Source organism: Roseovarius sp. BRH_c41 (assembly GCF_000961715.1).
GTDB lineage: Bacteria > Pseudomonadota > Alphaproteobacteria > Rhodobacterales > Rhodobacteraceae > Roseovarius.
Genome location: NZ_LADY01000056.1, coordinates 141528 through 166947, shown reverse-complemented (window position 1 = coordinate 166947; position 25420 = coordinate 141528). Strand labels below are relative to the sequence as shown.

The window sequence follows — 25420 nt, the reverse complement described above, 5'->3', positions numbered from 1 at the left end:
GTGTCAGTCCTCCTCAGAACCGTTCTCGGTTTCGATCTCGTCAAATTGCTCTTCGTTAATCACGCCCGCCGCCTTGCGCTGCCGCAGCATTTCCTTGATCAACTCATCCGTCAGAACCAGCTTGGCATCAGACAGCCAGTCAAATTCCAGTCCGATCGTGCCTTCCTCGACATTGATCAGCACCTCGGTGCCCTCAACGCCCGCCAGCACACCCTTGAAGCGGCGACGCCCGTCGATCAACTCGGTCGTCTCGATCTTGGCCTCATAGCCCTCAAAGGCCTCGAAATCCTTGAGCCGCGTCAGAGGCCGGTCAATGCCGGGGCTCGACACTTCCAGCGTATAGGCCTCGACCAGCGGGTCCTCGACATCCAGCACCGCGCTCACTGCCGTGCTGATCACGGCGCAGTCATCCACCTCGATGCCGCCATCAGGCTTGTCCGCCATGATCTGAAGGGTGTAGTATTGCCCGCCCATCAACCGAACGCGCACCAACTCATACCCGAGATCCTCGATCACGGGGGTGATGATCTCTGCCATCCGGCGATCAATCGCTGCTTTTGCAATCAGGTCGTTCGTCATCTTTCCCAAGCACAAAAAAACGGGCGCGCGGCCCGTTACACTCTCCGGTGGTGCATTCGAGTGGACCCGAAAGCGCCGCTGTTGAGGGGCATATACGCCCCTCTCCCTGAGTCTGCAAGGGGGATTCCGCCTCAGCCGAATCTGTCCCGCCACGCCGGCAGCGCATCGCCCAAAACCGACCGCGCCGCATACACCGCCCGCGCAATTGCCCGCGCCATGACGCATGCCGCAGCATGACCCAGCATCACCTGTCCGGCCAGATCGGGCGCAGGCCGCGCGCCCATGGCTGCGGCAAAAATCAAATCCCCATCCATCAAGGTATGCGAGGGCACCAAGGCCCGCGCAAACCCGTCCTGCGCCGCCGTGGCCAGCCGCGTGCATTGCGCCTGAGTGAGCGTGGCATCGGTGGCGACAATTCCAATCGTGGTATTGCCATGCTGCGCCAGCTTGGTTGGCGCCAGCACCGGATCGGGATAGGCCCGCGCCACCCCGCGCCCGCCAAATTCTGCGTCCCGCTCGAATGGCGCCGCCCAGAACTCTGGCCCGTCGCCCACCGTGGCAGAGCCCAGCGCATTGACCGCCACCAGCGCGCCCACCGTCACGCCCCCCGGCAAGGTCACCGACGCCGATCCCAGCCCGCCGCGCAGATTGGCCGTGGTCGCCCCGGTTCCGGCCCCGACGCTGCCGATCGCAAAGTCTTGTGTCGCCGCCGCCAACGCCGCCCGGCCCAGAGCTTTATAGGGGTTCTCGCGCCACGCCTTATCCCCGCCGTTCAAAAGATCAAAGAGAATCGCCCCCGGCACGATCGGCACCCGCACATCACCCACGGCAAACCCGCGCCCCATATCGCGCAGCCCATCGGCCACGCCGGATGCCGCATCCAGACCAAAGGCCGATCCGCCAGACAACACCAGCGCATCCACCTGTTCAACCACCCGGTCGGGGGCCAGCAAATCGGTCTCCCGCGTGCCCGGCGCGCCGCCCATGACATGCACGCCCGCGGTAAAGGGCGCATCGCCCACCAGCACCGTCACACCCGAGCGCAGCCGCATATCCTGCGCATGGCCCACGCGCAGCCCCGCCACATCGGTGATCAGATTTCGCGCAGCGATTTTCGTCCCCATGCCGCAATCCCTCTATCCTTGTCGCAAACCCGCTTGCCAGACCGCATCCAATCGGCAAGAACGCCTCAGGCCCGGGCGATGGCGTCGCCCCCTCATGGCCTTTCCCCACAGTCCTGAACGCCGGGACCTTCTTTTGCAAGGAGGGTCACTATGACTGCACGTCCTGAATTCTATCGTTTCCACAATGGTGAAAAGGCGCCGCTGGCCTTTGCCACCGAAGAGTATGAGGCCCGGATCAAGGGGCTGCGCGCCATCATGGCCGAGACCGGCACCGCCGCCGTCGTCCTCACCTCGATGCACAACATCGCCTATTACTCGGGCTTTCTCTACTGCTCCTTTGGCCGCCCCTATGGGCTCGTTGTCACGGACACCGACTGCGTCACCATCTCGGCAGGCATCGACGCCGGCCAACCGTGGCGGCGCTCGTTTTGCGACAACATCACCTATACCGACTGGCAGCGCGATAATTACTGGCGCGCGATCCTGTCGGTCACAGGCGAGGGGCGCATCATAGGCTATGAGGGCGATCACCTCACGCTCCTGCAGCGCGACAAGCTAGAGCATTTCCTCAAGCCCAGCGCCCTCAAGGATCTCGCCCCCGCCACCATGCGCCAGCGCATGCGTAAATCGGCGGCGGAAATCACCCTCATCCGCTCCTGCGCGCAGGTGGCCGATGTGGGCGGCTATGCCATCCGCGATGCGGTCAAGATCGGCACGCGCGAGATCGACGTCGCCATGGCGGGCCGCGACGCGATGGAGACAGAGATTGCCAAACGCTTCCCCGACGCCGAATACCGCGACACGTGGGTCTGGTTCCAATCGGGGCTCAACACGGACGGCGCGCATAACCCGGTGACCGCCCGCGCGATTGAACGCGGCGATATCCTGTCGCTCAACACCTTTCCGATGGTGTCAGGCTATTACGTGGCGCTCGAGCGCACCATGTTCGCGGGCGAGGTGGATAATGCCAGCCTGAAAATCTGGCAGGCCAACGTCGCCGCCCATGAATATGGCATGTCGCTTCTGAAACCCGGCGTCAGCTGCGCCGAGGTCACGCATCAGATCAACACCTTCCTCGAAGAGCGCCAATTGCTGCAATACCGCACCTTTGGCTATGGTCACAGCTTTGGCATTCTCAGCCATTACTATGGCCGCGAGGCGGGTCTGGAACTGCGCGAGGATATCGACACGGTGCTCGAACCGGGCATGGTCATCTCGATGGAACCGATGCTGACGCTGGCCGCCGACCAGCCCGGTGCCGGGGGCTACCGCGAGCATGACATTCTGGTCATCACCGAGGACGGCCACGAGAATATCACCGGCTATCCCTATGGCCCCGATTTCAACGTGGTCGGCTGATCGGAAAACGGCGCGGCGGGGACTACCCCGCCGTGTCTGCACGCGACGCGGCCAACCGCTGAAAGAATTTCAGCGCCTCTTTCCCGGCAGAAAAGCGTTCCACCGCGCCACCGCGCACCTCAGCAATGCTCCAGACCCAGCTCTTCGCGGGATCGTCGAGCATGGACCACTCGGGAAACATCCGCGCGTCAATCTCATGGGTCAACAAGCGCACCGGATTGACGTGGCGGTCATCCTGAATGATGCGCTCATAGGTCGCCTCAACCTTGGATTTCGGCCCTTCCAGCAGTTGCAGATACATGTCTCCGCGCACGATCAGCGCCCCGGTGACATCATCGCGCGCATTGCACCGCCGCGCATCGAGCAGAATCCCCGCCAGCATTGCATCGTCAAAGCCAAAGGGCTGCGAGGCATAGATCATCTGTGTCAGCGGCATGGCGTGGCTCCTTACTGCGTCACGATAGGCGACGCAGATCGCGCCGTCGATAGGACAATACCCTCAAGACTCAGCGCAAAGACCAATCGTCTGCGGCCCGGAACCGGGTCCGCACAACCATGGATCAAACGCGCTTTGCCTCGTGCTAACCAAATACGTCGCGCACGAACTAAAACAACCCACCCACAGGTATACGCCATACGTTAGCATAGCCTAAAGCGCCGCCCTTAGGTTGTGCGACTCTCGTCAATCCCAGGTCATCGCCTCGCACGGTAGGTTTGCACCCACCCTACCGCGACAACCCACCATGCAGCGTCGGTTGATCGAGGCTGGCGAACCCGAAATGCCGCAGCCAGCGCAGGTCTGAATCAAAGAACGCCCGCAGATCGGGGATGCCGTATTTCAGCATGGCAATCCGGTCGATCCCCATGCCAAAGGCAAAGCCCTGCCACTCATTGGGATCAATGTTCCCGGCCTGCAGCACCTTGGGATGGACCATGCCGGATCCGAGAATCTCCAGCCAATCATTGCCCTCGCCAATCTTGAGCGTGCCGCCTTCCCAGGAACAGCGGATATCCACCTCGGCCGACGGCTCTGTGAACGGGAAATGCGAGGCGCGAAAGCGCAGCTCGACATCATCCACCTCAAAGAACGCCTTGACGAACTCTTCCAGCACCCACTTGAGGTTGGCCATGCTGATGTCTTTGTCGATCGCCAGCCCCTCGACCTGATGGAACATCGGCGTATGGGTCTGGTCATAATCCGCGCGATACACACGACCCGGCGCGATGATCCGAATGGGCGCGCCTTCGGCCTGCATTGTGCGGATCTGCACCGGGCTGGTATGGGTGCGCAGGACATGCGGCGGGCGCTCGTCGCCCTCTGCGCGATGCGTGTAAAACGTATCCATCTCGGCCCGCGCCGGATGATGACCGGGAATGTTCAGCGCGTCGAAGTTGAACCAATCGGATTCGATCTGCGGCCCCTCGGCCACGGCAAATCCCATATCGGCAAAAATCGCGGTCACTTCCTCGGTGACCTGACTGACCGGATGGATCGTGCCCATCCGCCGACCCCGCGCAGGCAGCGTCACATCCAGCCACTCGCCCCGCAGCCGTTCGTCCAATGCGGCATCGCCCAACGCCTGTTTCTTGGCGGCCAGCGCGCTTGTGATCTCGTCTTTCAGCGCATTCAGACGCGGCCCGGCCTCTTGCCGCTCGTCAGGGCTCATCCGGCCCAGTTCGCGCATCGCGAGGCTGATTTCGCCCTTCTTGCCCACGGCCTGCACGCGCAGGTCCTCTAGCGTGGCCTCGTCACCGGCATTGGCAACCGCCGTCAGATATTTTTCCCGCAGATCACTCATCGCATCCATCCCGCTGGTCTCTCCGGCGAGTTACCGCGCATCGGCGCGGCGTGCAAGCGATTGCACCGCTCAGCCCCGGTCGATCCGCGCCTGATAGCAATTGTTGCGGGCAGACCGGACGTGAATATAGGCCACCTCGCCGCGCTCGAACACCGTCTCTGCATACTCTGCGATCTCTGTTGCGGCCACGACGCGGCCAGTGCCGTAAACGATGCGGTCCTGCGCATTATACCCTTTGAGCAAATAGTCGGGGCTGTCGCGCAAGACCTCCGGCATTGCTCCGCCCTCATGCTGCGCGCAGGCATCGGCACAGAGGAAAATCGGCCCGGTTTCGGCATAGGGATGCAGCCCGGCAAAGGGGCGATAGGCGAGGATCAGCATCTCCGCCCCCTCGGGTATGAAGCGCAGACAATGGCGGCACGGATTGCCAGTGCCCTGCGCCACATGCTGCTCTGGCGGGATTCCATAGGCATCGGGCGCGCCGGCCTGCAAGGCGCGGACAGTCTCGGTGGCAAGGGGCGTTATAAGGATCATTGGCGGGTCTCCGGCTTGTGGTTTCCGAAACCCTGCCCGCAGCCGCCCTAAAACTCGACCCGATTCCTGCGCAAACCGACCTCAGCCCTTGGGGGTCTTGGCCTGGCCCTCGCGGACCATCGCCTCCAACTGGGTCAACCGCGCCAAAACCTCGTCACGGTAATTGTCGGTTTTTGCCACATCCTCGGCGTGATGCGCATCCTGCATCGAATTCACGATCAGACCGACCAAGAGGTTCACCACCGCAAAGGTCGTGACCATGATGAAGGGCACAAAGAACGCCCAGGCATAGGGAAATTCCTCCATCACCGGGCGCACGATCCCCATCGACCAGGATTCCAGCGTCATGATCTGAAAGAGCGAATAAGCAGAGCGCCCCATATCGCCAAACCAGTCCGGATAGGCCGCGCCAAAGAGCTTGGTCGCCATCACCGACCCGATATAAAACAGCATGCCCATCAGCAGGAATACCGATCCCATCCCCGGCAGAGCCGTCACCAGCCCTTCGACCACCCGGCGCAGTGACGGCGCGACCGAGACCACGCGCAACAGACGCAAGATCCGCAACGCCCGCAGCACCGACAGCCCCTGAGTGGCCGGAATCAGCGAAATCCCCACGATCACGAAATCAAAGAGATTCCAGCCGTTCCGGAAAAACCCCCCGAGCCCTCGCGCAAAGAGTTTGGCGGCGATCTCAACCACAAAGACCGCAAGACAGAGCTTGTCGAGCAAGAGGATCAACACGCCCACCTGCGCCATGATCAGACCCGAGGTTTCCAGACCCAAAATCACAGCGTTGAACAGGATCACGCCCAGAATGGCGTTCTGAAACAACGACGTGTCAAGAAATGCGCCGACGCGGCTGCGAAATGTCATGGGGCTGCCTATCAAATCCTGTGCGTGACCAAGGCCCCTCATATGGGCGCATCGCATCTGCCCTGCAAGCGGGGCGCCTCAGCTTTCGCTGCGCGCCAGCATCCGGCCCAGCGGACGACCGCCAAGGATATGCAGGTGGTAATGCGGCACCTCCTGCACGCCATGCTCGCCCGCATTGGTAATGGCGCGGAATCCTTGCCCACCCTCGCCCAGATGCACGCCCGTCATGCGACACACCTCGGCCACGGTACGGTTGAAATCGACGATCTCGGCATCGCTCGCCTCGGCGGCGAAATGATCATAGCTCGCATAAGAGCCTTTGGGGATCACCAGCACATGCACGGGCGCCTGTGGCTGAATATCGTGAAATGCCAGCGTATGCGCGGTCTCCAGCACTGTGTTGTTGGGGATTTCGCCCCGCAGGATACGGGCAAAGATATTCTGGGCATCATAGGCAAAGGGCATGGCGCGTCCTCAATCTGCAAACAGGTGGTCGGGTTCAGCGATTTCCTGCGCTTTTTCGCGCGGAATATCAAGGAACCGCGCCAGGAGATCGGCGCGATAGCCCCGGTCATCCGATTGCCTCAGGATCATGTGATTCTCGAACTCGGCATCGCGAATCCGGTCGCTCTCATAGGTCATGTCACCCCGGATCGTCGGCAACAGCCGCTCCAAGGTCTCGTGCGGGGTCTGCTCTCCGGCCAGCCCCACGCGCATGGCATGCCCTGTCAGATACTCATCGGTGAAATGGCATTGCACTTCCAAGAGCTTGGTCACAGCCCGGTCCCCACAGAAATCCTGCAAGAGATCAATGCTGCCGGGGTCCATGCAGACCAAGAGGCGGTCGGTTTCATAATAATCGAACAGCATCCGCATCAGCGCCCGCCTGTGCCGCGTCCGCTTGGCCAGCGTCGCCTGAAGCCCGCCCAGATCAGGCAGGGCGGTGCCCTCTTCGTTAAAGAGATACTCGATCGCGGGCACATTCGTCACTTGCCGGATACGCTCCAGCAATCGCTTGGCGACATGCCATTTCTTGCACACGACGATCATCAATTCGCGCTCGCGGCCCAGCGTGCTCTCGGTTTCCCAGAACCGCTGTGCAAACCGCCGCCCCTCGCGTCCGCGCGCGGTCAGGAATTGAAACAGGCCGCGCCCTTCGTTCGAAATCTGGAACTGCGTCACCTCATCCGAATAGAGCGTGCCCAATCGCCGCTTCAGCTCCAGCGCCTCGGGGCTGATCTTGCGGGCAAAGAGATAATCCTGACTGAGCAAGAGATCGTAATGGTCATTATAGAAGGTCACCGGCATCCCATAATCGGTGAACATGAGAAACGTCAGCGTGCGTGTCTCGATCTCGGCATCCGGCACCAGATGCCGCACCAGTGTCTGAAAGAATGTCTCGTCCGGAATCCAAGTGGTGCGGAAAAACCGCATCACGTCGCGCCGCTTGCGGGTGAATTCGAGGATCCATTCCACCGTGCGCCGCCGCAGACACCACCACTGGCTTCCGATCTGGATCTGGATGTCATGCGGTATCGGTCGGGTCAGGCCCAGTTTGCGCTGCACATTATAAGAGGCGTAGAATCGCTTCGGCTGCGTGCGCTCGTTAAAGAAGTGGCGATAGATCAGCCGCTCTTCCTTCATCCCGGTCTTGATCCAGTCACTGTCGAAGTAATCGAAGCTCTCGACATAATCGACATCGCGGTTGTCCAGAAACTGATGCGCGAACCGCGCCGATTTGATCGGCGCGCAATCGCCCGAGAGCATGTAGAAATGCGTGGCGCGTGGAAAGTCCTCTGCCGCCGCCTCCACTGCATAAAGTGTGGCTTGCACCAGCGACCACGCACCCCACCCGCATTTGATCCGCTTTTTCGCAAAGGTCACATTGGGATTATCCGCCAGCGCCGCCTTGATCCGGGCAAATGCCTCGGGCTTGGCGCGGGCGTCGAAATGGATCGCCATGTAATCGCCCGCCGCCGTCAGCATCTCTGCCTGACGGATAATCGCCTCAGGGTCTTTGTGACACAACAGGATGAACGCGATTTTTGCCATTGCGGAAACGGTTTAACCCTCGATTTACCGACTGGTTATAGCAATAGACGTGAACAGCGCCTGAATAAACAGACTTTCTTTGGTTTTTTGAACAGGTTAGACAGGATGAAGCCCGCATTAAGTGGGAAAGTGATGGCGGAGGCAGTGATCATGGGATTTCCCGGAACCTGGATGACCGAGAGCGAGAGCGTGGTCTACCGCGTGGTGCCGAAATGCGCCTGCTCGACCATCGGCCAGATTCTCTATTACTCCGATCACGGCGTGTTTTTCGAGGGTGACATCCACGACGCCACCACAGGTCTGCACAAATGGGCGCGTGAAGACAGTCAGAAACTAATCAACGCCAATGTGAAAACCCACACCTCCTACGCCTTTTCCTGCGTGCGCAATCCCTATACCCGCATCCTGTCCTCGTTCTTTGACAAGATCTGCGGCATCCAGCGCAACGGCAGCCGCTATCGCGGCAAGCTGGTGCCGACCATCATCCAGAAATACGGGATCGAGGTGGGGGGCGACGACGGTAAGCAGGACTTCGACCAGATCCAGAGCTTTCGGCGATTCCTGCTCTTTGCCCGCGACACCATCCGCTGGAAACGCCCGATGGAGCCGGATATTCACTGGTCCGCCATGTCGGGCCATATCTCGACATTCATCGTCAACGGTGGCCGCTACGACAAGATTTTCTGGACCGAAAAATTCGATGACGGCATGGGCGAGGTGCTGGGCGCGATCCAGACCCGGCACAAGATCGACCTCAAGACGATTCCCCGCTTCAACGAATCCGAAGGCCACGGCCCCAAACGCGCCCACCCGGTCGAGGCCTATTTCGACGACCTGTCGATGCATCTGGTCTATGAAATCTACAAACGCGATTTCGACCTCTTCAAATACGATTTCGAGAATCCCGGCAACAAAATGCCCGTGGCAGAAATCGACTTGGAAGAGGTCCACGCCAAACTGGGCGACTGACCCGCACCCGCGATACCGCCCCACCACAAGGGGTTGCATTCCGGCAAAACTGGCGTATACGGCACGCCAGACATGCGCGTGATGCCCGCTCAGGCAAGAATCACCTCGTTCGGCGAGGGTCCCGGTTGGGTATGACGTGCGTTTACACATATCGAACCTTGAAAGGGTCCACGTCACATGGCCAATACGCCGCAGTCCAAAAAACGCGCCAAGCAGAACGAAAAGCGTTTCGCTGTCAACAAATCACGCCGCTCGCGTATCCGTACCTTCATCCGCAAGGTTGAAGAAGCGATTGCCTCCGGTGATCAAGACGCAGCCGTGACCGCATTGCGCAATGCTCAGCCCGAGCTGATGCGCGGCGTCACCAAAGGTGTTGTGCACAAGAACACCGCATCGCGCAAAATTTCCCGCCTCTCGGCCCGCGTCAAGTCGCTCGGCTAAGGCTTTCGTCCAAGTCTTTGAAGATAAAGGCACTGCGGCCCGCGGTGCCTTTTTTCGTGACTGGCGTTCAAAACACGCCAAGAGATTCTTTTCACTCAAAGCCCCTGTCAAGCGCATTGAGTAGTTGCCGCCGCGCCTCCGAGGTTGCTAGTTTCAGACCTGCGATTCACGCTTGGGGGGACAGGCCGCATCGGTACTAGGCACAGGGGAAATCCCGGCCCAGGCACCGCGACTGAGCATCTGCTGCTCTGGTTTTGTCCATTGCGAAGGTATTTTGGGTCAGAGACCGCGTAGCTTTGGGACGGGCTGCGCAAGCGTACTCACTGATTCCGAAATGCACGCTTATCGATGAGAGGTCATACGACCGTTGCTCTTTGCAACGGTATACGTGGTCTGTTGTCACCCCGAACTTGTATCGCATGGGATTGGATCTGTGTTTTCCGATCTTGGTGAAACAGTATCTCAGCGTCGTGGAACGGGGACAGAATGACACAAGAACAATGGGGCCAGTTGAAGCAGAAACTTCAGCAATCCGTCGGACAGAGCAATTTCAAGAACTGGATCGAACCACTGGAATTTGCTCGGGTAGATGATGGTGTCGCGACCTTTCACGTCCCCACCAGTTTTCTCGGCAACTATGTCTCGCAGCATTTCGGTGATCTGATCCTCTATCAGATGACCACACTCGCGCCGCATGTCCGGCGTGTGCAATTCCGGGTCGCGGCCAATAGTGCGAACCGCCCCTCCAAACCCGCCGCTGCCACGGCACCGGAGCAACAGATCGACAGCATCGTGCCCTCCGCGCCGCTGGACGAGCGGTTCACCTTTGACAGCTTCGTTGTCGGCAAACCCAATGAGCTGGCCCATGCCGCCGCCCGCCGGGTGGCCGAATGTGGCCCCGTCACCTTTAATCCGCTGTTTCTCTATGGCGGCGTCGGTCTGGGCAAAACCCACCTCATGCACGCCATCGCGTGGGAATTGAAAACCACCCGCCCCGATCTCAACGTGGTCTATCTCTCGGCGGAACAGTTCATGTATCGCTTTGTGCAAGCCCTGCGCGACCGCAAGATGATGGATTTCAAATCCGTGTTCCGCTCGGTCGATGTGTTGATGGTGGACGATGTGCAATTCATCGCCGGCAAAGACAGCACCCAAGAGGAATTCTTTCACACCTTCAACGCCCTCGTGGATCAGAACAAACAGATAGTGATCTCCGCCGACCGCGCCCCCGGCGAGATTGCCAATCTTGAGGAACGCATCAAATCGCGCCTGCAATGCGGCCTCGTGGTCGATCTGCACCCGACCGACTACGAATTGCGCCTGGGCATCCTGCAATCCAAGGTCGACCGCTTTCGCGCGCAATATCCGGACCTCACCCTGCATGACGGCGTGCTCGAATTCCTCGCCCACCGGATCACCACCAATGTCCGCGTGCTCGAAGGTGCCATGACCCGGCTCTTCGCCTTCGCCTCATTGGTGCGCAAACCGATCACGCTGGAACTGACGCAGGATTGTCTGGCGGATGTGCTCCGCGCCTCCGAACGCAAGGTCTCGATCGAGGAAATTCAGCGCAAGGTCTCGGATCATTACAACATCCGCCTCAGCGATATGATCGGCCCCAAGCGCACCCGCTGCTATGCGCGGCCCCGGCAAGTGGCGATGTATCTGTGCAAACAGATGACCTCGCGCTCCCTGCCTGAAATCGGCCGTCGCTTTGGCGGACGCGACCACACAACCATCATGCACGGCGTCCGCCGCATCGAGGAACTCAGCGTTCAGGACGGGCAAATCGCAGAAGACCTGGAGCTTCTGCGCCGCACACTCGAGGGCTGAGGGGCGCTGGCCCTTGACGCTGTCGGTTTTCCAGCCGAAAACACCAAGAAAACACTTGAGGTGCGGGGTAGAGTTGCTACCTTGCCCCTCCCGGCGTTAAACCGGCACCTGACAGGAGCGAGGGAATGAAACTCAGCATCGAACGCGGCGCATTGCTCAAGGCCGTGTCCCAGGCCCAATCTGTGGTCGAACGGCGCAACACCATTCCAATCCTCGCCAATGTCCTGATCGAGGCCGAGGGCAACAGCGTGCAGTTCCGCGCCACCGATCTTGACATCGAAGTGGTGGACAAGGCCCCGGCCCAGGTCGAGCGCGCCGGTGCCACCACCGTATCGGCGGTCATGCTGCATGAAATCGTGCGCAAACTGCCGGATGGATCGCTCGTCACGCTCAGCGACGATGGCACCTCGGGCCGCCTCACCGTGCAGGCTGGTCGCTCCAATTTCAATCTGGCCACCTTGCCGAAGGAAGACTTTCCGGTGATGGCCTCCTCGGAATATGCCAGCAACTTCTCGGCCCCCGCGCCGGTGCTGCGCCGCCTCTTCGACAAATCGAAATTCGCCATTTCCACTGAGGAAACCCGCTATTACCTCAACGGCGTCTACCTGCATGTCTCTGACGCCGATGGCGGCAAGGTTCTGCGCTGTGTGGCCACCGATGGCCACCGCCTCGCCCGCATTGACGCCGACCTGCCCGACGGGGCGCTGGACATGCCCGGTGTGATCGTCCCGCGCAAGACCGTAGGCGAACTGCGCAAGCTCTTGGAAGACGACGACATGAAGATCGCGGTCTCGGTCTCGGAAACCAAGATCCGCTTTGCCACCCCCGACATCACCCTCACCTCCAAGGTGATCGACGGCACGTTCCCCGACTACACCCGCGTCATTCCGCAGGGCAACACCCGCCGGATGGAGGTGGACGCCGCCGAATTCGCTCAGGCCGTCGACCGCGTGGCAACCGTCAGCTCCGAGCGCTCGCGCGCCGTGAAACTCTCGCTCGACGAAGACCGTCTTATCCTGTCGGTCAACGCCCCCGACAGCGGCGCCGCCGAAGAAGAATTGGCCGTGGCCTACGGCGATGAGCGGCTGGAAATCGGCTTTAACGCCAAATACCTCTTGGAAATCGCAAGCCAGGTCGACCGCGAGAACGCCGTCTTCCTCTTCAATTCCTCGGGCGATCCCACCTTGATGCGCGAAGGCAATGACACGACGGCGGTCTATGTCGTCATGCCGATGCGGGTGTGACGCCTGTCGGAGCCTCCGGCGGGGATATTTTTGGCAAGAAGAAAGGGCAGTGAATGCCCGGACTCTCCCTGTCGGAATTGACCCTCTCGCATTTTCGCTCGCACAAAGCCGCGCGGCTTTCGCTTGACGCGCGGCCCGTGGCAATTCACGGGCCGAATGGCGCAGGCAAGACCAATCTGATCGAGGCCGTCTCGCTTTTGTCGCCCGGTCGTGGCCTGAGGCGCGCGGCGGCGCAGGACATGGCGCGGCGACCCGAGGCGCTGGGATGGAAGATCACCACGATCCTGCACTCTTTGCATCAGGTCCACGAGGTCGAGACCTTTGCCGAAGGCAGCGCCGCCCGTCAGCTCCGCATCGACGGCAAGACCGCGACGCAGATTGCCCTCGGGCGCATCGCGCGCGTGCTCTGGCTTGTCCCGGCCATGGACCGTCTCTGGATCGAAGGCGCGGAGGGCCGCCGCCGCTTTCTCGACCGCATGACCATGAGCTTTGTTCCCGCCCATGCCGAGGCCACGCTCGCCTATGACAAGGCCATGCGCGAACGCAACCGCCTGCTCAAGGATCAGGTCCGCGATGCGCAATGGTATCTCGCCCTTGAACGGCAGATGGCCGATGCAGGCGCCGATATCCACGCCAATCGCCAGCATGCCCTCGCGCTGATCGCAGGCGCGCAGATGCAGGCTGAAACCGCTTTTCCCACCGCCGAGCTGGAGCTGACCCAGACAGAGGGCGAGATGCCCGAGACCGCCGAAGACCTGCGTCAGGCGCTGGCCGAAAGCCGCTTTCGCGACCTTGTGGCCGGGCGCACCCTGATCGGTCCGCACCGCGCCGATCTCTACGGTGTCTATGCCGCCAAGGGGGTGCCCGCCGCCGACTGCTCCACCGGCGAGCAAAAGGCGCTCTTGGTCTCGCTCATCCTTGCCAATGCCCGCGCCCTTGCGCGCGATTTCGGCGCGCCGCCGCTCTTGTTGCTGGATGAGGTCGCAGCCCATCTTGACGCCACCCGCCGTGCTGCGCTCTATGACGAAATCTGCGCCCTCGGCGCTCAGGCTTGGATGACCGGCACCGGACCAGAGCTCTTCTCCGAATTGGGCGACCGCGCACAACATATCCACGTCACCGACACCGCTGGCATCAGCCAGATCACACCAGAGGCCCCATGACCCCGCAACGCGTCACTCTCATCACCCTTGGCGTCGAGGATCTCGACCGGTCGCGTGCCTTCTATGAAACACTTGGCTGGACCCCGGCAGAGGCGCTTCCAGAGGTGGTATTCTACCAGATGAACGGTTTGGTCCTTGGTCTCTTCGGCAAGGCGCATCTCGCCGCTGACCAAGGCCGCCCGAATGCCGACCTCGGCACTGGCGCAATCACTCTGGCACAGAACTTTGCAACCGAGGCAGAGGTGGACGCCGCTTTTGCCAGCGCTCTCGCCGCCGGAGCCACCGCGCTCAAACATCCTGAAAAGGTGTTCTGGGGTGGCTACTCCGGCTATTACGGCGATCCCGACGGTCATGTCTGGGAAGTGGCGATGAACCCTTTTTGGCCACTGTCCGAGGATGGCAGCCTGACCTTGCCAAAGACCCCATGACCATCGCCCCTTTCGATCTGATGCTCTATGCCGCGGCCATGGCGGGTCTCTGGGCCGTGCCCGGCCCGGTCTGGGTGGCCCTCACGGCACGCGCCCTCTCGGGCGGCATGCGTGCGGCATGGCCGCTGGCGGTGGGCGTGGCCTTGGGCGATCTGATCTGGCCCCTCTGCGCCATCCTCGGCCTTGCTTGGGTGCTGTCGCTCTATGGCGACGCCCTCTCGATGCTGCGCTGGGTCGCGGCGGGCGTGTTCATCGTGATGGGCCTGCTCTTGATCCGCGCGCCGGCCCGCACGCCGGGCACCGACAGCCGCATGACCCGCCCCGGCATCTGGGCGGGCTTTTCCGTGGGCGTCGCGGCGGTGGTCGGCAATCCCAAGGCGATCCTCTTCTACATGGGCTTTCTGCCGGGCTTCTTCGACCTCTCCACAATCACGGTGCCCGACATCGCTGCGATCCTCGCGGTGTCTGCCATCGTGCCGATGCTGGGCAATCTCGGCCTTGCCCTCTTTCTCGACCGTGCCCGGCGTCTTTTGCAGAGCCCCAAGGCCATCGCGCGGATGAATTTCGGCTCCGGTCTGCTGCTGATTCTGGTGGGCCTCATCATCCCCTTTACCTGACGGCCCGGAACCGCAAAATATGGGGGAATGACGTGACATTCCCCCCCATAGCTCGTATAAAATGACAAAACTTCCGAAGGAAAAACCGCATGTCCGAAGCAGCCGCTGCACCCGAAGAGTATGGCGCCGATTCTATTAAGGTTCTCAAAGGGTTAGAGGCAGTCCGCAAGCGTCCCGGCATGTATATCGGTGACACCGATGATGGCTCGGGCCTGCACCATATGGTCTATGAGGTCGTGGACAACGGCATTGACGAGGCGTTGGCCGGTCATGCCGATGCCGTCAACGTCACAATCCACGCGGATTCCAGCGTATCGGTGAGCGATAATGGTCGCGGCATCCCCGTCGATATGCACGAGGGCGAAGGCGTTTCCGCCGCAGAGGTCATCATGACCCAACTGCACGCAGGCGGCAAATTCGACAGCAATTCCTACAAGGTCTCGGGCGGCCTTCACGGCGTCGGCGTCTCGGTGGTCAACGCCCTGTCTGAGTGGCTGGAACTGCGCATCTGGCGCAATGGCAAGGAACACTATGCCCGCTTTGAGGGCGGCTTTACTGTCGAGTCTCTGCGCGTCGTCGGCGATGCCAACGGCCGCAAGGGCACCGAAGTCCGCTTTCTCGCCTCGCTCGAGACATTCTCGAATCTCGACTACATCTTCGAGACCTTGGAAAAGCGCCTGCGCGAACTGGCGTTTCTCAATTCCGGCGTGCGTATCATCCTGCGCGATGAGCGCCCGACAGAGCCGCTGATGTCAGAATTGTTCTATGAGGGCGGCGTCAAGGAATTCGTCAAATACCTCGACCGCCACAAATCCCCCGCCATGCCCGAACCGATCTTTATCACCGGCGAGCGGGACGACATCGGCGTCGAAGTGGCGATGTGGTGGAACGACAGCTATCACGAAACCGTCCTGCCCTTTACCAACAACATCCCACAGCGCGATGGCGGCACCCATATGGCGGGCTTTCGCGGCGCGCTAACCCGCACCATCAACAACTACGCCCAGACCACTGGCATCGCCAAAAAGGAAAAGGTCACCTTTACCGGCGATGACGCCCGCGAGGGGCTGACATGCGTGCTCTCGGTCAAGGTGCCCGATCCCAAATTCTCCTCTCAGACCAAGGACAAGCTCGTCAGCTCCGAGGTGCGCCCGGCGGTTGAGGGTCTCGTCAACGAGAAACTCGCCGAATGGTTCGAGGAAAATCCACAGATCGCCCGCATCATCGTGAGCAAGATCATCGAGGCCGCCCACGCCCGCGAGGCGGCGCGCAAGGCACGCGATCTGACCCGGCGCAAGAATCCGATGGATGTCAATTTCCTCGCAGGCAAGCTCAAGGATTGCTCATCCAAAGACCCCTCCAAGACCGAGCTCTTCCTGGTCGAGGGGGACAGCGCCGGCGGCTCGGCTCAAACCGGTCGCGACCGGGGCACGCAGGCGGTTCTACCCCTGCGCGGCAAGATCCTCAATGTCGAACGTGCCCGCTTTGACCGGATGCTCGGCTCTCAGGAAATCGGCAATCTCGTGATGGCGCTTGGCACCGGCATTGGCCGGGATGAATTCGACATCAAGAAACTGCGCTACCACAAGATCGTGATCATGACCGACGCCGATGTTGACGGCGCGCATATCCGTACCCTGTTGCTCACCTTCTTCTACCGGCAGATGCCGGAACTGATCGAGGGCGGATACCTCTATATTGCGCAACCGCCGCTCTACAAGGTGATGCGCGGCAAGTCTGAGGTCTATCTCAAGGATCAGGCCGGACTCGAGGATTACCTGATCGCCCAAGGCACCACCGATGCCGGCCTCCGCCTCGGCACGGGCGAGGAAATCGCCGGTCCCGACCTCGTGCGCGTGGTCGAAGAGGCACGGCAAGCCAAGCGTATCCTGGAGGCGTTCCCGACCCACTATCCCCGCCACATTCTCGAACAGGCGGCGATTGCCGAGGCGTTTCTGGCGGGCCGTGTCGATGCCGACCTGCAAGGCGTGGCTGATACCGTCGCGCAGCGCCTCGACATGATCTCGAATGAATACGAGCGCGGCTGGCAAGGCCGCCCGACGCAGGACAACGGCATCCGCCTCACCCGCACCGTGCGCGGGGTCGAGGAAATGCGCACCCTCGACGGCCCGGTGCTGCGCGGCGGCGAGGCCCGCAAACTCTCGCAGATGACCACCCCGCTGCGCGAGATTTACCGCGAGCGCGCCACCCTGATCCGCAAGGACCGCGTGCAGCCGATCTTTGGCCCACTCGACCTGCTCGATGCGATCCTGAAAGAGGGCGAAAAAGGTCTCAGCCTGCAACGCTACAAGGGTCTGGGCGAAATGAACCCCGGTCAGCTCTGGGAAACCACCCTCGACCCCGAGGCGCGCACCCTCTTGCAAGTGAAAATCGACGACGTGGCCGAGGCCGACGACCTCTTCACCAAGCTGATGGGTGACGTGGTCGAACCCCGCCGCGAGTTCATCCAGGAAAACGCCCTCAACGTCGCCAATCTCGATTTCTGATCTGGATAGGGGGGCAATCTGGCCTCAAAACACTGTCTCATCCCCGCTCAGGCGGAGATGAGACTCTGAAAAGAAATCAGAGCTTCACCTTGTGTACAGACTGCGCGTACGAAACGTACAGCCTGTACACATCCGGCTCAGTTGGCGGAATGCGCCCAATCCCAGTATAATTCCCGCACGCGTTCCGTTACCGGGCCGATACTATATTTAGTGTCCTCAAAGGCGGAAATCGGCGTCACTTTCATCAGGTTCCCGGACAGAAACACCTCATCCGCCGCGTGGAAATCGTCAAATGTCATCACGGTCTCATGCACCTGCATGCCCGCCCGACGCATGTTCTCGATATGCCGCGCCCGCGTGATCCCCGCCAGAAACGTGCCATTGGGGATCGGCGTGAACACCTCGCCATCCTTGACAGCAAAGACATTGGCGGTCGCGGTTTCGGCCACATTGCCCAGCGCATCCGCCACCAGAGCATTGCCAAACCCCTTGTTTCGCGCCTCTTTCAGCATCCGTGCGTTATTGGGATAGAGGCAACCCGCCTTGGCATTGACCACCGCATCCTCCAGCACCGGGCGTCGAAACCGGGTCCGGCACAGCGTCGTGCTGAATCCCTGCGGTGGCATCGGGATTTCCTCAAGGCTGATGGCAAACCCCGTGGCGCCTTCCTTGGGTACAATTCCCAGATCGCCGCCCTCCAGCGCCCAATACATCGGCCGGATATAGATCGCGGCCTCCTTGGGATAGGCCTTCAACCCCTCCCAGATGATCTCTACCATATCTTGTGGGTCAACCGTCGGCGTGATCATCAATGCATTGGCCGAGGCATTCACCCGACTACAATGTTTAGCGATATCCGGGGCAATTCCATCAACATATCGTGCCCCGTCAAACACCGTAGTGCCCAACCATGCCCCATGATCCGCCGCCCGGATCACCGCCGGGTCGCCATCATGCCATAAGCCATTGAAATATGTGCGAATATTTATGCCCGTCGCCATCTGCGCGCCCTCTCCTGATGCGATGAGACTAGCCTAGGCTCTGCGCGCCGGATCGTCTAGCCCTCTGCCGGGGCATGCGACAAAAGTTCATTCAAATCAATGGGATCATTGCCCATCGCCAGATTACCCGCGGCATCCCGCGGCCATTCGGATTCGGGGCGGTCGCAGTAAAGCTCCACGCCATTCCCATCCGGATCACTCACATAAATCGCCTCACTCACCCCATGATCCGCCGCCCCCTCGATCGAAATCCCAGCCTTGATCACCCGCCGCAGCGCATCCGCCAACTGCGCCCGGTCCGGATAGAGAAACGCGGTGTGATAGAGGCCGGTATGACCCTTGGGCGCAGGCCTCCCGCCGAGGCTCTCCCAAGTGTTCAAGCCAAGGTGATGGTGATAGCCGCCAGCCGACAGAAACGCCGCTCGAGTGCCAAATTTCTGTTGTAATTCAAAGCCTAGGACACCGGAGTAGAATCCGATGGCGCGGTCAAGATCGGCCACTTTCAGATGCACATGGCCGATGCGGGCTTGCGGGTGAACGGGGGTCATTTGCGGCTCCAGTCTCAGGTTTCCCCTAGAATGGCCTCAACGCCCCCCGCACTCAATTCCCCGATTCCGCCCATATTCTGTGCAGAAATGCGCGGCTCAGACCGCCGCTTTCAGGCTCTCGTCCAGATAAATTTCCCGCAACCGCGCCGCAACCCGGCCCGGCACACCGCCCCCAAGGGCGACCCCGTCAATCTCGACCACCGGCATGACAAACGCGCTCGCCGAAGTCACGAACGCCTCATCGGCATCCTTGGCCTCATCAATCGTAAAGGCGCGCTCCTCAACCTCCATCTGCGCCTCACGGGCAAAGCGCAGCACGGCGGCACGGGTGATCCCGTGCAGGATGTCATTCGACAACTGCCGCGTGATGATCCGGTTGCCTTTGACGATATAGGCATTGTTGCTGGTGCCCTCGGTCACATGGCCGTCCTCGACCATCCAGGCGTCATCACACCCGGCCTTCTTGGCCATCATCTTGCCCATCGACGGATACAAGAGCTGCACCGTCTTGATATCCCGCCTACCCCAGCGAATATCCTCTATGCTGATGATCTTGATGCCTTTTTTGGCAACCGGATTAGCCGCCAAACCGGGTTTGGACTGGGTGAACAACACCAATGTCGGCTCTGTGGTTTCTGCATCAGGAAAGACGAAATCACGGTCGCCATCGCTGCCGCGCGTGACCTGAAGATACACCAGACCATCGACGATATCATTCGCCCGCACCAATTCGCGGTGGATTTCCAGCAGATCTCCAAACGCCGCCGGTTTCTTGATGTCGAGCTCGCTCAGCGACCGTTCCAGCCGCGCCAGATGCCCGCCGAAATCAATCAGCTTGCCCCCCAGCACGCTTGTCACCTCGTAAACGCCATCGGCCATCAGGAACCCCCGGTCGAAAATCGAAACGGTGGCCTCGGTTTCCGGCAGATACTCGCCGTTTACATAGACAGTGCGCATGGTCTCATCCCCATAACTCGGGCCGCGGCGGATGTACGCCTGCGGCATCGAAAATCAAAGCGTCCTCGCGGTCTTCGGCCAGAAGCAGCGGCCCGTCAAGGTCTGTCACCATCGCGCCCTGTGCCACAAGCACCGCAGGCGCCATCGCAAGCGAGCTGCCGACCATGCAGCCGACCATGATCCCATAGCCCTCGGTCAATGCGGCCTCCCGCAGGGCCAGCGCCTCGGTCAGACCGCCAGTTTTGTCCAGCTTGATATTGACCACGTCATATTTGCCCTTCAATCCCGGCAAACTGCCCCGATCATGGCAGGATTCATCGGCACAGACCGGCACCGGGCGCGCCATCCCGATCAGCGCCGCGTCATCCCCGGCGGGCAGCGGTTGTTCGACCAAGGCCACGCCAAGCCGCACCAGATGCGGTGCCAAATCGGCATAGACCTCGGCGCTCCACCCCTCATTGGCATCTATAATGATCTTTGCCTCCGGCGCGCCACGCCGCACCGCCTCGAGCCGTGGCATGTCATCCGGCGTGCCCAGCTTGATCTTGAGCATCGGGCGATGCGCATGTATCTCGGCCTGTGCTTGCATCGCCTCTGGCGTATCAAGCGACAGCGTATAGGCCGTGATCTCTGGCCCCGGCACAGGCAACCCCGCCAGATCCCAAACACGACGCCCCGCGCGCTTCGCCTCCAGATCCCAGAGCGCGCAATCCACAGCATTCCGCGCCGCACCAGCCGGTAGCAAGTCATAGAGCGCGTCCCGCGTTAATTCCGCTGGCAGTCCTTCGATCTGCGCGGTTACGCTCTCCAGCGTTTCATCATAGCGCGCATAGGGCACGCATTCACCCCAGCCGGTCACACCGCCTTGGGTGATCCGCACGGTCAACACCTTGGCCTCGGTCCGTGATCCCCGGCTGATGGTAAACACCTGCGCCAGCCGGAACACATCCCGCGTAACATCAATCTGCACAGGCGCCCCCTTTCATCTTGCCTAGAATACTCAAATCGCCGCCAGAGCAGCCACCAGCTTTTCGGCTCCAAAACGGTAGGGATCGGTCGCAGGCACTCCCATCTCCGTCTCGACCTTTGCCAGATAGGCACGCGCCGCATCCTCGGTCATGTGCTGCGTATTGACCGACACCCCGACAACCTGACAGGCCGGATTGGCGATCCGTGCAATCGGCAGCACCATGTCGCGCAACGCCTCCAGCGTCGGCGGGGTATACTCGGGCAATCCGCGCATATGCACCCGTGTCGGCTCGTGGCTCAGGATCAGCGCGTCAGGTTGCCCGCCATGGATCAACGCCATCGTGACCCCGGAAAAGGACACATGGAACAGGCTGCCTTGTCCTTCGATCAAATCCCAATGATCCGGGTCGTTATCCGGCGTCAGCCATTCCACCGACCCGGCCATGAAATCCGCGATCACCGCATCCAGAGGCACGCCATCGCCGGTGATCAGAATCCCCGTCTGCCCGGTCGCCCGGAACGTGGCCTTCATCCCCTTGGCGTGCATCTCACGCTCCATCGCCATGGCGGTATACATCTTGCCCACAGAGCAATCCGTGCCCACCGCCAGACAGCGTTTGCCGGTCCGCTTCTTGCCATCCGCGATGGGATATTTCACCGACGGCACCCGCACATCATGCAGGGTGCGGCCCGTTGCCTCAGCGACCGCGCGCAAATCCGCCTCCTCGCGCAAGAGGTTGTGCAAGCCTGACGCCAGATCGAACCCCTCTTCCAACGCCGCAACCAGCACCTTCTTCCACTCCTGGCTGATCACCCCGCCCCGGTTGGCCACACCAATCACCACGGTCTTGACCCCGGCCGCCTTGGCCTCGGTCAGCGTCATCTCAGGTAGACCCAGATCGGCGCCGCAACCGGGCAAACGTAACTGACCCACGGCATTCTCGGGCCGCCAGTCACGGATGCCAATAGCGACCTTCGCCGCCAGCATGTCGGGCGCATCGCCCAGAAACAATAGATAGGGGGTCTCGATCATGGCGCGTCCTCACTCAATGGCGTTTGACTGGAAAGTTCCTATGAAATGCCCGCGATTTGCTGTTTGATTTCATGATAAATTCACAATTTACACATCTTTCTTCGAATATTTATAATATTCATAGAATTTTCTTCACGATGCGCATTCACTGCCCAAGCAAGACGCAGGGGAAATCTGCCTTGCAGAGCCCCGCGCAATTTCATAACCACAAACGCGACAATCCCGCAATTTCCTTATTGAACGGAGCCGCCAGACCATGAGCTTTCGCCTGCAACCGACCCCGCCCGCACGTCCCAACCGCTGCCAGCTCTTCGGCCCCGGATCCAACACCAAACTCTTCGAGAAAATGGCGGCCAGCGCCGCTGATGTGATCAATATCGACCTCGAAGATTCCGTCGCGCTCACCGACAAGGGCATCGCCCGCCAGAACACCATTCAGGCGATCAATACCGTCGATTGGGGCAAGAAATACCTCTCTGTCCGCATCAACAGCCTCGATTCCCCCTTCTGGTATCGCGATGTCGTGGACCTCTTGGAACAGGCAGGCGACCGGCTTGATCAGATCATGATCCCCAAGGTCGGCTGCGGCGCGGACATCTATGCCGTTGATGCGCTCGTCACCGCCATCGAGGCCGCCAAGGGCCGCGCCAAGCGGATCTCCTTCGAGGTCATCATCGAATCCGCTGCCGGTATCGCCCATGTCGAGGACATCGCCGCCGCCTCGCCCCGACTTCAGGCGATGAGCCTTGGCGCCGCCGATTTTGCCGCCTCAATGGGCATGCAGACCACCGGCATTGGCGGTACGCAAGAGGATTACTATATGCTGCGCGAGGGCCAGCGCTATTGGTCTGACCCGTGGCATTGGGCACAGACCGCTATCGTCGCCGCCTGCCGCACCCATGGTCTCTTGCCGGTGGACGGCCCGTTTGGCGATTTCTCGGATGACGAGGGTTTTCGCGCGCAGGCGCGCCGGTCGGCCACCCTTGGCATGGTCGGAAAATGGGCCATCCACCCCAAACAGATTGCAATCGCCAACGAGATTTTCACGCCCTCCGACGCCGCTGTGCAAGAAGCCCGCGAAATTCTGGCTGCGATGGAAGAGGCCAAGTCGCGCGGCGAAGGCGCTACCACCTACAAGGGCCGCTTGGTCGACATCGCCTCGATCAAACAGGCCGAGGTGATCGTCAAGCAGTCCGAGATGATCGCGGGGCAGTAATCCGAACGGGGGCGGCACAGGCAGTCGCCCCCTCACTCCGCCGCAACGGTGATCACCGGCTCCATCCGGTCGAACATCTCTTGCGACAGGTGGCACTTCACCTGATGCCCCGGCACCAATTCGCGCACGGGGGGCACCTCGCGCTCACAGAGCCCCCCCGGCACCTGCGCTTTCCACCGGCACCGCGTCTGGAACGGGCAGCCGGGTGGCGGGTTCATCGCCGAGGGCACGTCGCCTTCCAGCACGATATGTTTCTTGGTGATCCGCGTGTCGGCAATCGGCACGGCGGACAAGAGCGCCTCGGTATAGGGATGATAGGGCGGGGCAAAGACCTGTTCGGTCGTGCCCAGTTCCACCACATGCCCCAGATACATCACCATCACCCGGTCGCTGAGATAGCGCACGATGCTCAGGTCATGGCTGATAAACAACAATGTCGTCTTCTGCTTGCGCTGAATCTCCATCAAGAGATCCGTCACCGCCGCCTGCACGCTCACATCCAGCGCCGAAACCGGCTCGTCAGCCACCACGATCCGCGCGCCCCCGGCAAAGGCGCGGGCAATGCCCACCCGCTGTTTTTGCCCGCCCGACAACTGCCGGGGCATACGCTCGGCAAACTCGCGCGGCAGCTTGACCAGGTCCAGCAGGCGCAGCATCTCGTCCTGCCGCGCCTGATCCGTGTCGCCAATGCCAAACACCTCCAGAGCGCGGATGATCTGACGGCCCACCGTCATCGACGGGTTGAGCGTGTCAAACGGGTTCTGAAACACCATCTGCACATCGGCCACCGTCTGCGTATCGCGCTTCTCGATCGGCACCTGCTCGATATTGCGGTTATCGAGCAGGATTTGCCCCTCGGTCGCGGTCTCCAACCCCATCAGCACCTTGGCAAAGGTGGATTTACCACAGCCCGACTCGCCCACAATCGCCAGAGTCTCGCTCTCGCGCGCCTCGAAACTCAGCGTCTCATTGGCCTTGACCACCTTTTTGCCGCTGTTTCCGCCAAAGAGCGCATTGGCCGCCACCTCATAGTATTTCTTGAGGTTCTCCATCTTGAGCACGACCTTGCCCGGCACGGTCGCCTCGTGCTGCGCCATGGCCTCCATAGGCGCATGCCAATCAATCTCGTCAATCCGCAAACAGCGGGTAAAGTGGCGATCATCGCCCGCGATCCCAACCATGGGAATGTCAAACTTGTCGCAGAGCCCCGCCCTGAAATAATCGCAACGTGGCCCGAAGTTGCAACCGTCCGGGCGCTCATGCGGCAATGGGAAATTTCCAGGAATGGCCTTCAACGGCCGCGTGTTCTTATCCGCACCGGGCAGGGGGATCGACCGAAACAGCGCCTGCGTATAGGGATGCTGCATCTTGTCGAACACGTCCCGAATGCTGCCGGTCTCGACCGCCTCACCGGAATACATCACGCAAATCCGGTCGCAGGTCTCCAGCACAAGCCCCAGATTGTGACTGATGAACAGCATCGAGGTGCCGTATTTCTTGCCCAGATCCTTGACCAGCTCCACCACCGCCGCTTCGACCGTCACATCAAGCGCGGTCGTCGGCTCATCCAGAATGAGCAGCGACGGCTTGGACATCAGCGCCATCGCAATCACGATCCGCTGTTGCTGCCCACCGCTCAACTGATGGGGATAGCTGCGCATGATCCGCTCAGGGTCCGGCAGCTTCACATCGCGCACCACCTCCAGCGCCCGCGCTAGGGCTTCAGCCTCGGAAATCCCCTCGTGGATCATCGGCACTTCGATCAGCTGTTTGCCAATCCGCATGGCCGGGTTCAGGCTCGCCATCGGCTCCTGATAGATCATCGCGATCTCGTTGCCGCGAATGTCGCGCAATTCGGCGGCACTCATATCGCCCAGATCGCGGCCCTTGAACCGCACCGTTCCGCCCACGATGCGACCATTCACGCCCAGATCGCGCATCACGCCCAACGCCACCGTGGATTTGCCACAGCCGGATTCGCCCACAAGGCCCACCGCCTCGCCGGGTTGCACCGTGACCGAGAAATCCATCACCGCCGGGATCTCCCGCAGCCGGGTGAAAAAGGAAATCGACAGGTTCTCGATCTCGAGGATCGGCCCGTCATAGTCCAGCTTGGCCATGTCCATCTCCCTTGTCACCGGGGCGCTGCCGCCCTCTTTCATCGTTCTTCA

At 61.0% G+C, this 25420-nt stretch carries 24 protein-coding genes; 10 read left to right on the top strand and 14 right to left on the bottom strand.

Features of this window, described 5'->3' with window-relative positions:
- Positions 1-3 precede the first annotated feature (3 nt).
- Both rimP and VR71_RS17255 read right to left on the bottom strand, forming a co-directional pair.
- Entirely contained in the window at positions 4-579 is a 576-nt protein-coding gene (rimP, locus tag VR71_RS17260; RefSeq protein ID WP_045685903.1) for a ribosome maturation factor RimP, read from the bottom strand.
- 131 nt (positions 580-710) lie between these two features.
- Positions 711-1703: a P1 family peptidase gene (locus VR71_RS17255; RefSeq protein WP_045685902.1), complete on the bottom strand. Its 993-nt coding sequence runs from the start codon at positions 1701-1703 to the stop codon at positions 711-713.
- A 150-nt stretch (positions 1704-1853) separates the two neighbouring features.
- On the opposite strand from VR71_RS17255, the gene VR71_RS17250 reads away from it, so the two are divergent.
- Positions 1854-3062 (top strand): aminopeptidase P family protein, encoded by a 1209-nt coding sequence (locus VR71_RS17250; RefSeq protein WP_045685901.1) that lies wholly within the window; start codon positions 1854-1856, stop codon positions 3060-3062.
- A 22-nt stretch (positions 3063-3084) separates the two neighbouring features.
- On the opposite strand, the gene VR71_RS17245 is transcribed toward VR71_RS17250, so the two are convergent.
- From VR71_RS17245 to VR71_RS17220, 6 genes are all read right to left on the bottom strand, one after another.
- A complete protein-coding gene (locus VR71_RS17245; protein WP_009816911.1) occupies positions 3085-3498 on the bottom strand; it encodes a BLUF domain-containing protein in 414 nt (137 codons plus the stop codon).
- A gap of 289 nt (positions 3499-3787) precedes the next feature.
- The gene (pheS, locus tag VR71_RS17240; protein ID WP_040651192.1) at positions 3788-4861 is read right to left on the bottom strand and encodes a phenylalanine--tRNA ligase subunit alpha; all 1074 of its coding nucleotides are present in this window, start codon (positions 4859-4861) and stop codon (positions 3788-3790) included.
- 69 nt (positions 4862-4930) lie between these two features.
- Positions 4931-5395, bottom strand: a complete 465-nt coding sequence (locus VR71_RS17235; RefSeq protein ID WP_009816908.1) for a DUF1203 domain-containing protein — start codon at positions 5393-5395, stop codon at positions 4931-4933.
- Positions 5396-5476: 81 nt separating this feature from the next.
- Entirely contained in the window at positions 5477-6271 is a 795-nt protein-coding gene (locus VR71_RS17230) for an ion transporter (RefSeq protein WP_045685900.1), read from the bottom strand.
- Positions 6272-6349: 78 nt separating this feature from the next.
- Positions 6350-6736 carry an HIT domain-containing protein gene (locus VR71_RS17225; protein WP_045685899.1) on the bottom strand — a complete coding sequence of 129 codons (387 nt, stop codon included), beginning with the start codon at positions 6734-6736 and terminating at the stop codon, positions 6350-6352.
- A gap of 9 nt (positions 6737-6745) precedes the next feature.
- Positions 6746-8323 (bottom strand): DUF5928 domain-containing protein, encoded by a 1578-nt coding sequence (locus VR71_RS17220; protein ID WP_009816905.1) that lies wholly within the window; start codon positions 8321-8323, stop codon positions 6746-6748.
- 150 nt (positions 8324-8473) lie between these two features.
- On the opposite strand from VR71_RS17220, the gene VR71_RS17215 reads away from it, so the two are divergent.
- The 8 genes from VR71_RS17215 (at position 8474) to gyrB (ending at position 17525) form a co-directional block, all read left to right on the top strand.
- A complete protein-coding gene (locus VR71_RS17215; protein WP_040651191.1) occupies positions 8474-9292 on the top strand; it encodes a sulfotransferase family protein in 819 nt (272 codons plus the stop codon).
- Positions 9293-9469: 177 nt separating this feature from the next.
- Complete coding sequence (rpsT, locus tag VR71_RS17210; protein WP_009816903.1) at positions 9470-9733, top strand: 30S ribosomal protein S20; 264 nt, start codon at positions 9470-9472, stop codon at positions 9731-9733.
- Between the two features lie 486 nt (positions 9734-10219).
- Positions 10220-11566: a chromosomal replication initiator protein DnaA gene (gene dnaA, locus VR71_RS17205; RefSeq protein ID WP_045685898.1), complete on the top strand. Its 1347-nt coding sequence runs from the start codon at positions 10220-10222 to the stop codon at positions 11564-11566.
- A 125-nt stretch (positions 11567-11691) separates the two neighbouring features.
- Positions 11692-12810 (top strand): DNA polymerase III subunit beta, encoded by a 1119-nt coding sequence (dnaN, locus tag VR71_RS17200; protein ID WP_045685897.1) that lies wholly within the window; start codon positions 11692-11694, stop codon positions 12808-12810.
- Between the two features lie 53 nt (positions 12811-12863).
- On the top strand, positions 12864-13973 hold the full coding sequence (gene recF, locus VR71_RS17195; RefSeq protein WP_045685896.1) for a DNA replication/repair protein RecF: 1110 nt from the start codon (positions 12864-12866) through the stop codon (positions 13971-13973).
- Positions 13970-14401, top strand: coding sequence for a VOC family protein (locus VR71_RS17190; protein WP_045685895.1), 432 nt, complete (start codon positions 13970-13972; stop codon positions 14399-14401). Before recF ends, VR71_RS17190 begins: the two co-directional genes overlap by 4 nt.
- Positions 14398-15018 (top strand): LysE family translocator, encoded by a 621-nt coding sequence (locus tag VR71_RS17185; RefSeq protein ID WP_045685894.1) that lies wholly within the window; start codon positions 14398-14400, stop codon positions 15016-15018. Before VR71_RS17190 ends, VR71_RS17185 begins: the two co-directional genes overlap by 4 nt.
- A gap of 89 nt (positions 15019-15107) precedes the next feature.
- Positions 15108-17525: a DNA topoisomerase (ATP-hydrolyzing) subunit B gene (gene gyrB / locus VR71_RS17180; RefSeq protein ID WP_045685893.1), complete on the top strand. Its 2418-nt coding sequence runs from the start codon at positions 15108-15110 to the stop codon at positions 17523-17525.
- A 137-nt stretch (positions 17526-17662) separates the two neighbouring features.
- Here gyrB and VR71_RS17175 read toward each other — a convergent pair whose 3' ends face one another.
- The 5 genes from VR71_RS17175 to dgcN all read right to left on the bottom strand — a co-directional run bounded on the left by VR71_RS17175 (position 17663) and on the right by dgcN (position 22033).
- Positions 17663-18526 (bottom strand): branched-chain amino acid aminotransferase, encoded by an 864-nt coding sequence (locus VR71_RS17175; protein WP_045685892.1) that lies wholly within the window; start codon positions 18524-18526, stop codon positions 17663-17665.
- A 56-nt stretch (positions 18527-18582) separates the two neighbouring features.
- Entirely contained in the window at positions 18583-19074 is a 492-nt protein-coding gene (locus tag VR71_RS17170; protein WP_009816895.1) for a VOC family protein, read from the bottom strand.
- Between the two features lie 96 nt (positions 19075-19170).
- A complete protein-coding gene (locus VR71_RS17165; RefSeq protein WP_040651189.1) occupies positions 19171-20031 on the bottom strand; it encodes a D-amino-acid transaminase in 861 nt (286 codons plus the stop codon).
- Positions 20032-20035: 4 nt separating this feature from the next.
- On the bottom strand, positions 20036-21001 hold the full coding sequence (gene dgcA / locus VR71_RS17160) for an N-acetyl-D-Glu racemase DgcA (protein ID WP_045685891.1): 966 nt from the start codon (positions 20999-21001) through the stop codon (positions 20036-20038).
- Between the two features lie 30 nt (positions 21002-21031).
- Positions 21032-22033 (bottom strand): N-acetyltransferase DgcN, encoded by a 1002-nt coding sequence (gene dgcN, locus VR71_RS17155; protein ID WP_045685890.1) that lies wholly within the window; start codon positions 22031-22033, stop codon positions 21032-21034.
- 256 nt (positions 22034-22289) lie between these two features.
- Here dgcN and VR71_RS17150 point away from each other — a divergent pair, with 256 nt between their 5' ends.
- The gene (locus tag VR71_RS17150) at positions 22290-23249 is read left to right on the top strand and encodes an L-malyl-CoA/beta-methylmalyl-CoA lyase (RefSeq protein WP_045685889.1); all 960 of its coding nucleotides are present in this window, start codon (positions 22290-22292) and stop codon (positions 23247-23249) included.
- Between the two features lie 32 nt (positions 23250-23281).
- On the opposite strand, the gene VR71_RS17145 is transcribed toward VR71_RS17150, so the two are convergent.
- On the bottom strand, positions 23282-25369 hold the full coding sequence (locus VR71_RS17145) for an ABC transporter ATP-binding protein (protein WP_045685928.1): 2088 nt from the start codon (positions 25367-25369) through the stop codon (positions 23282-23284).
- Positions 25370-25420: the final 51 nt, after the last annotated feature.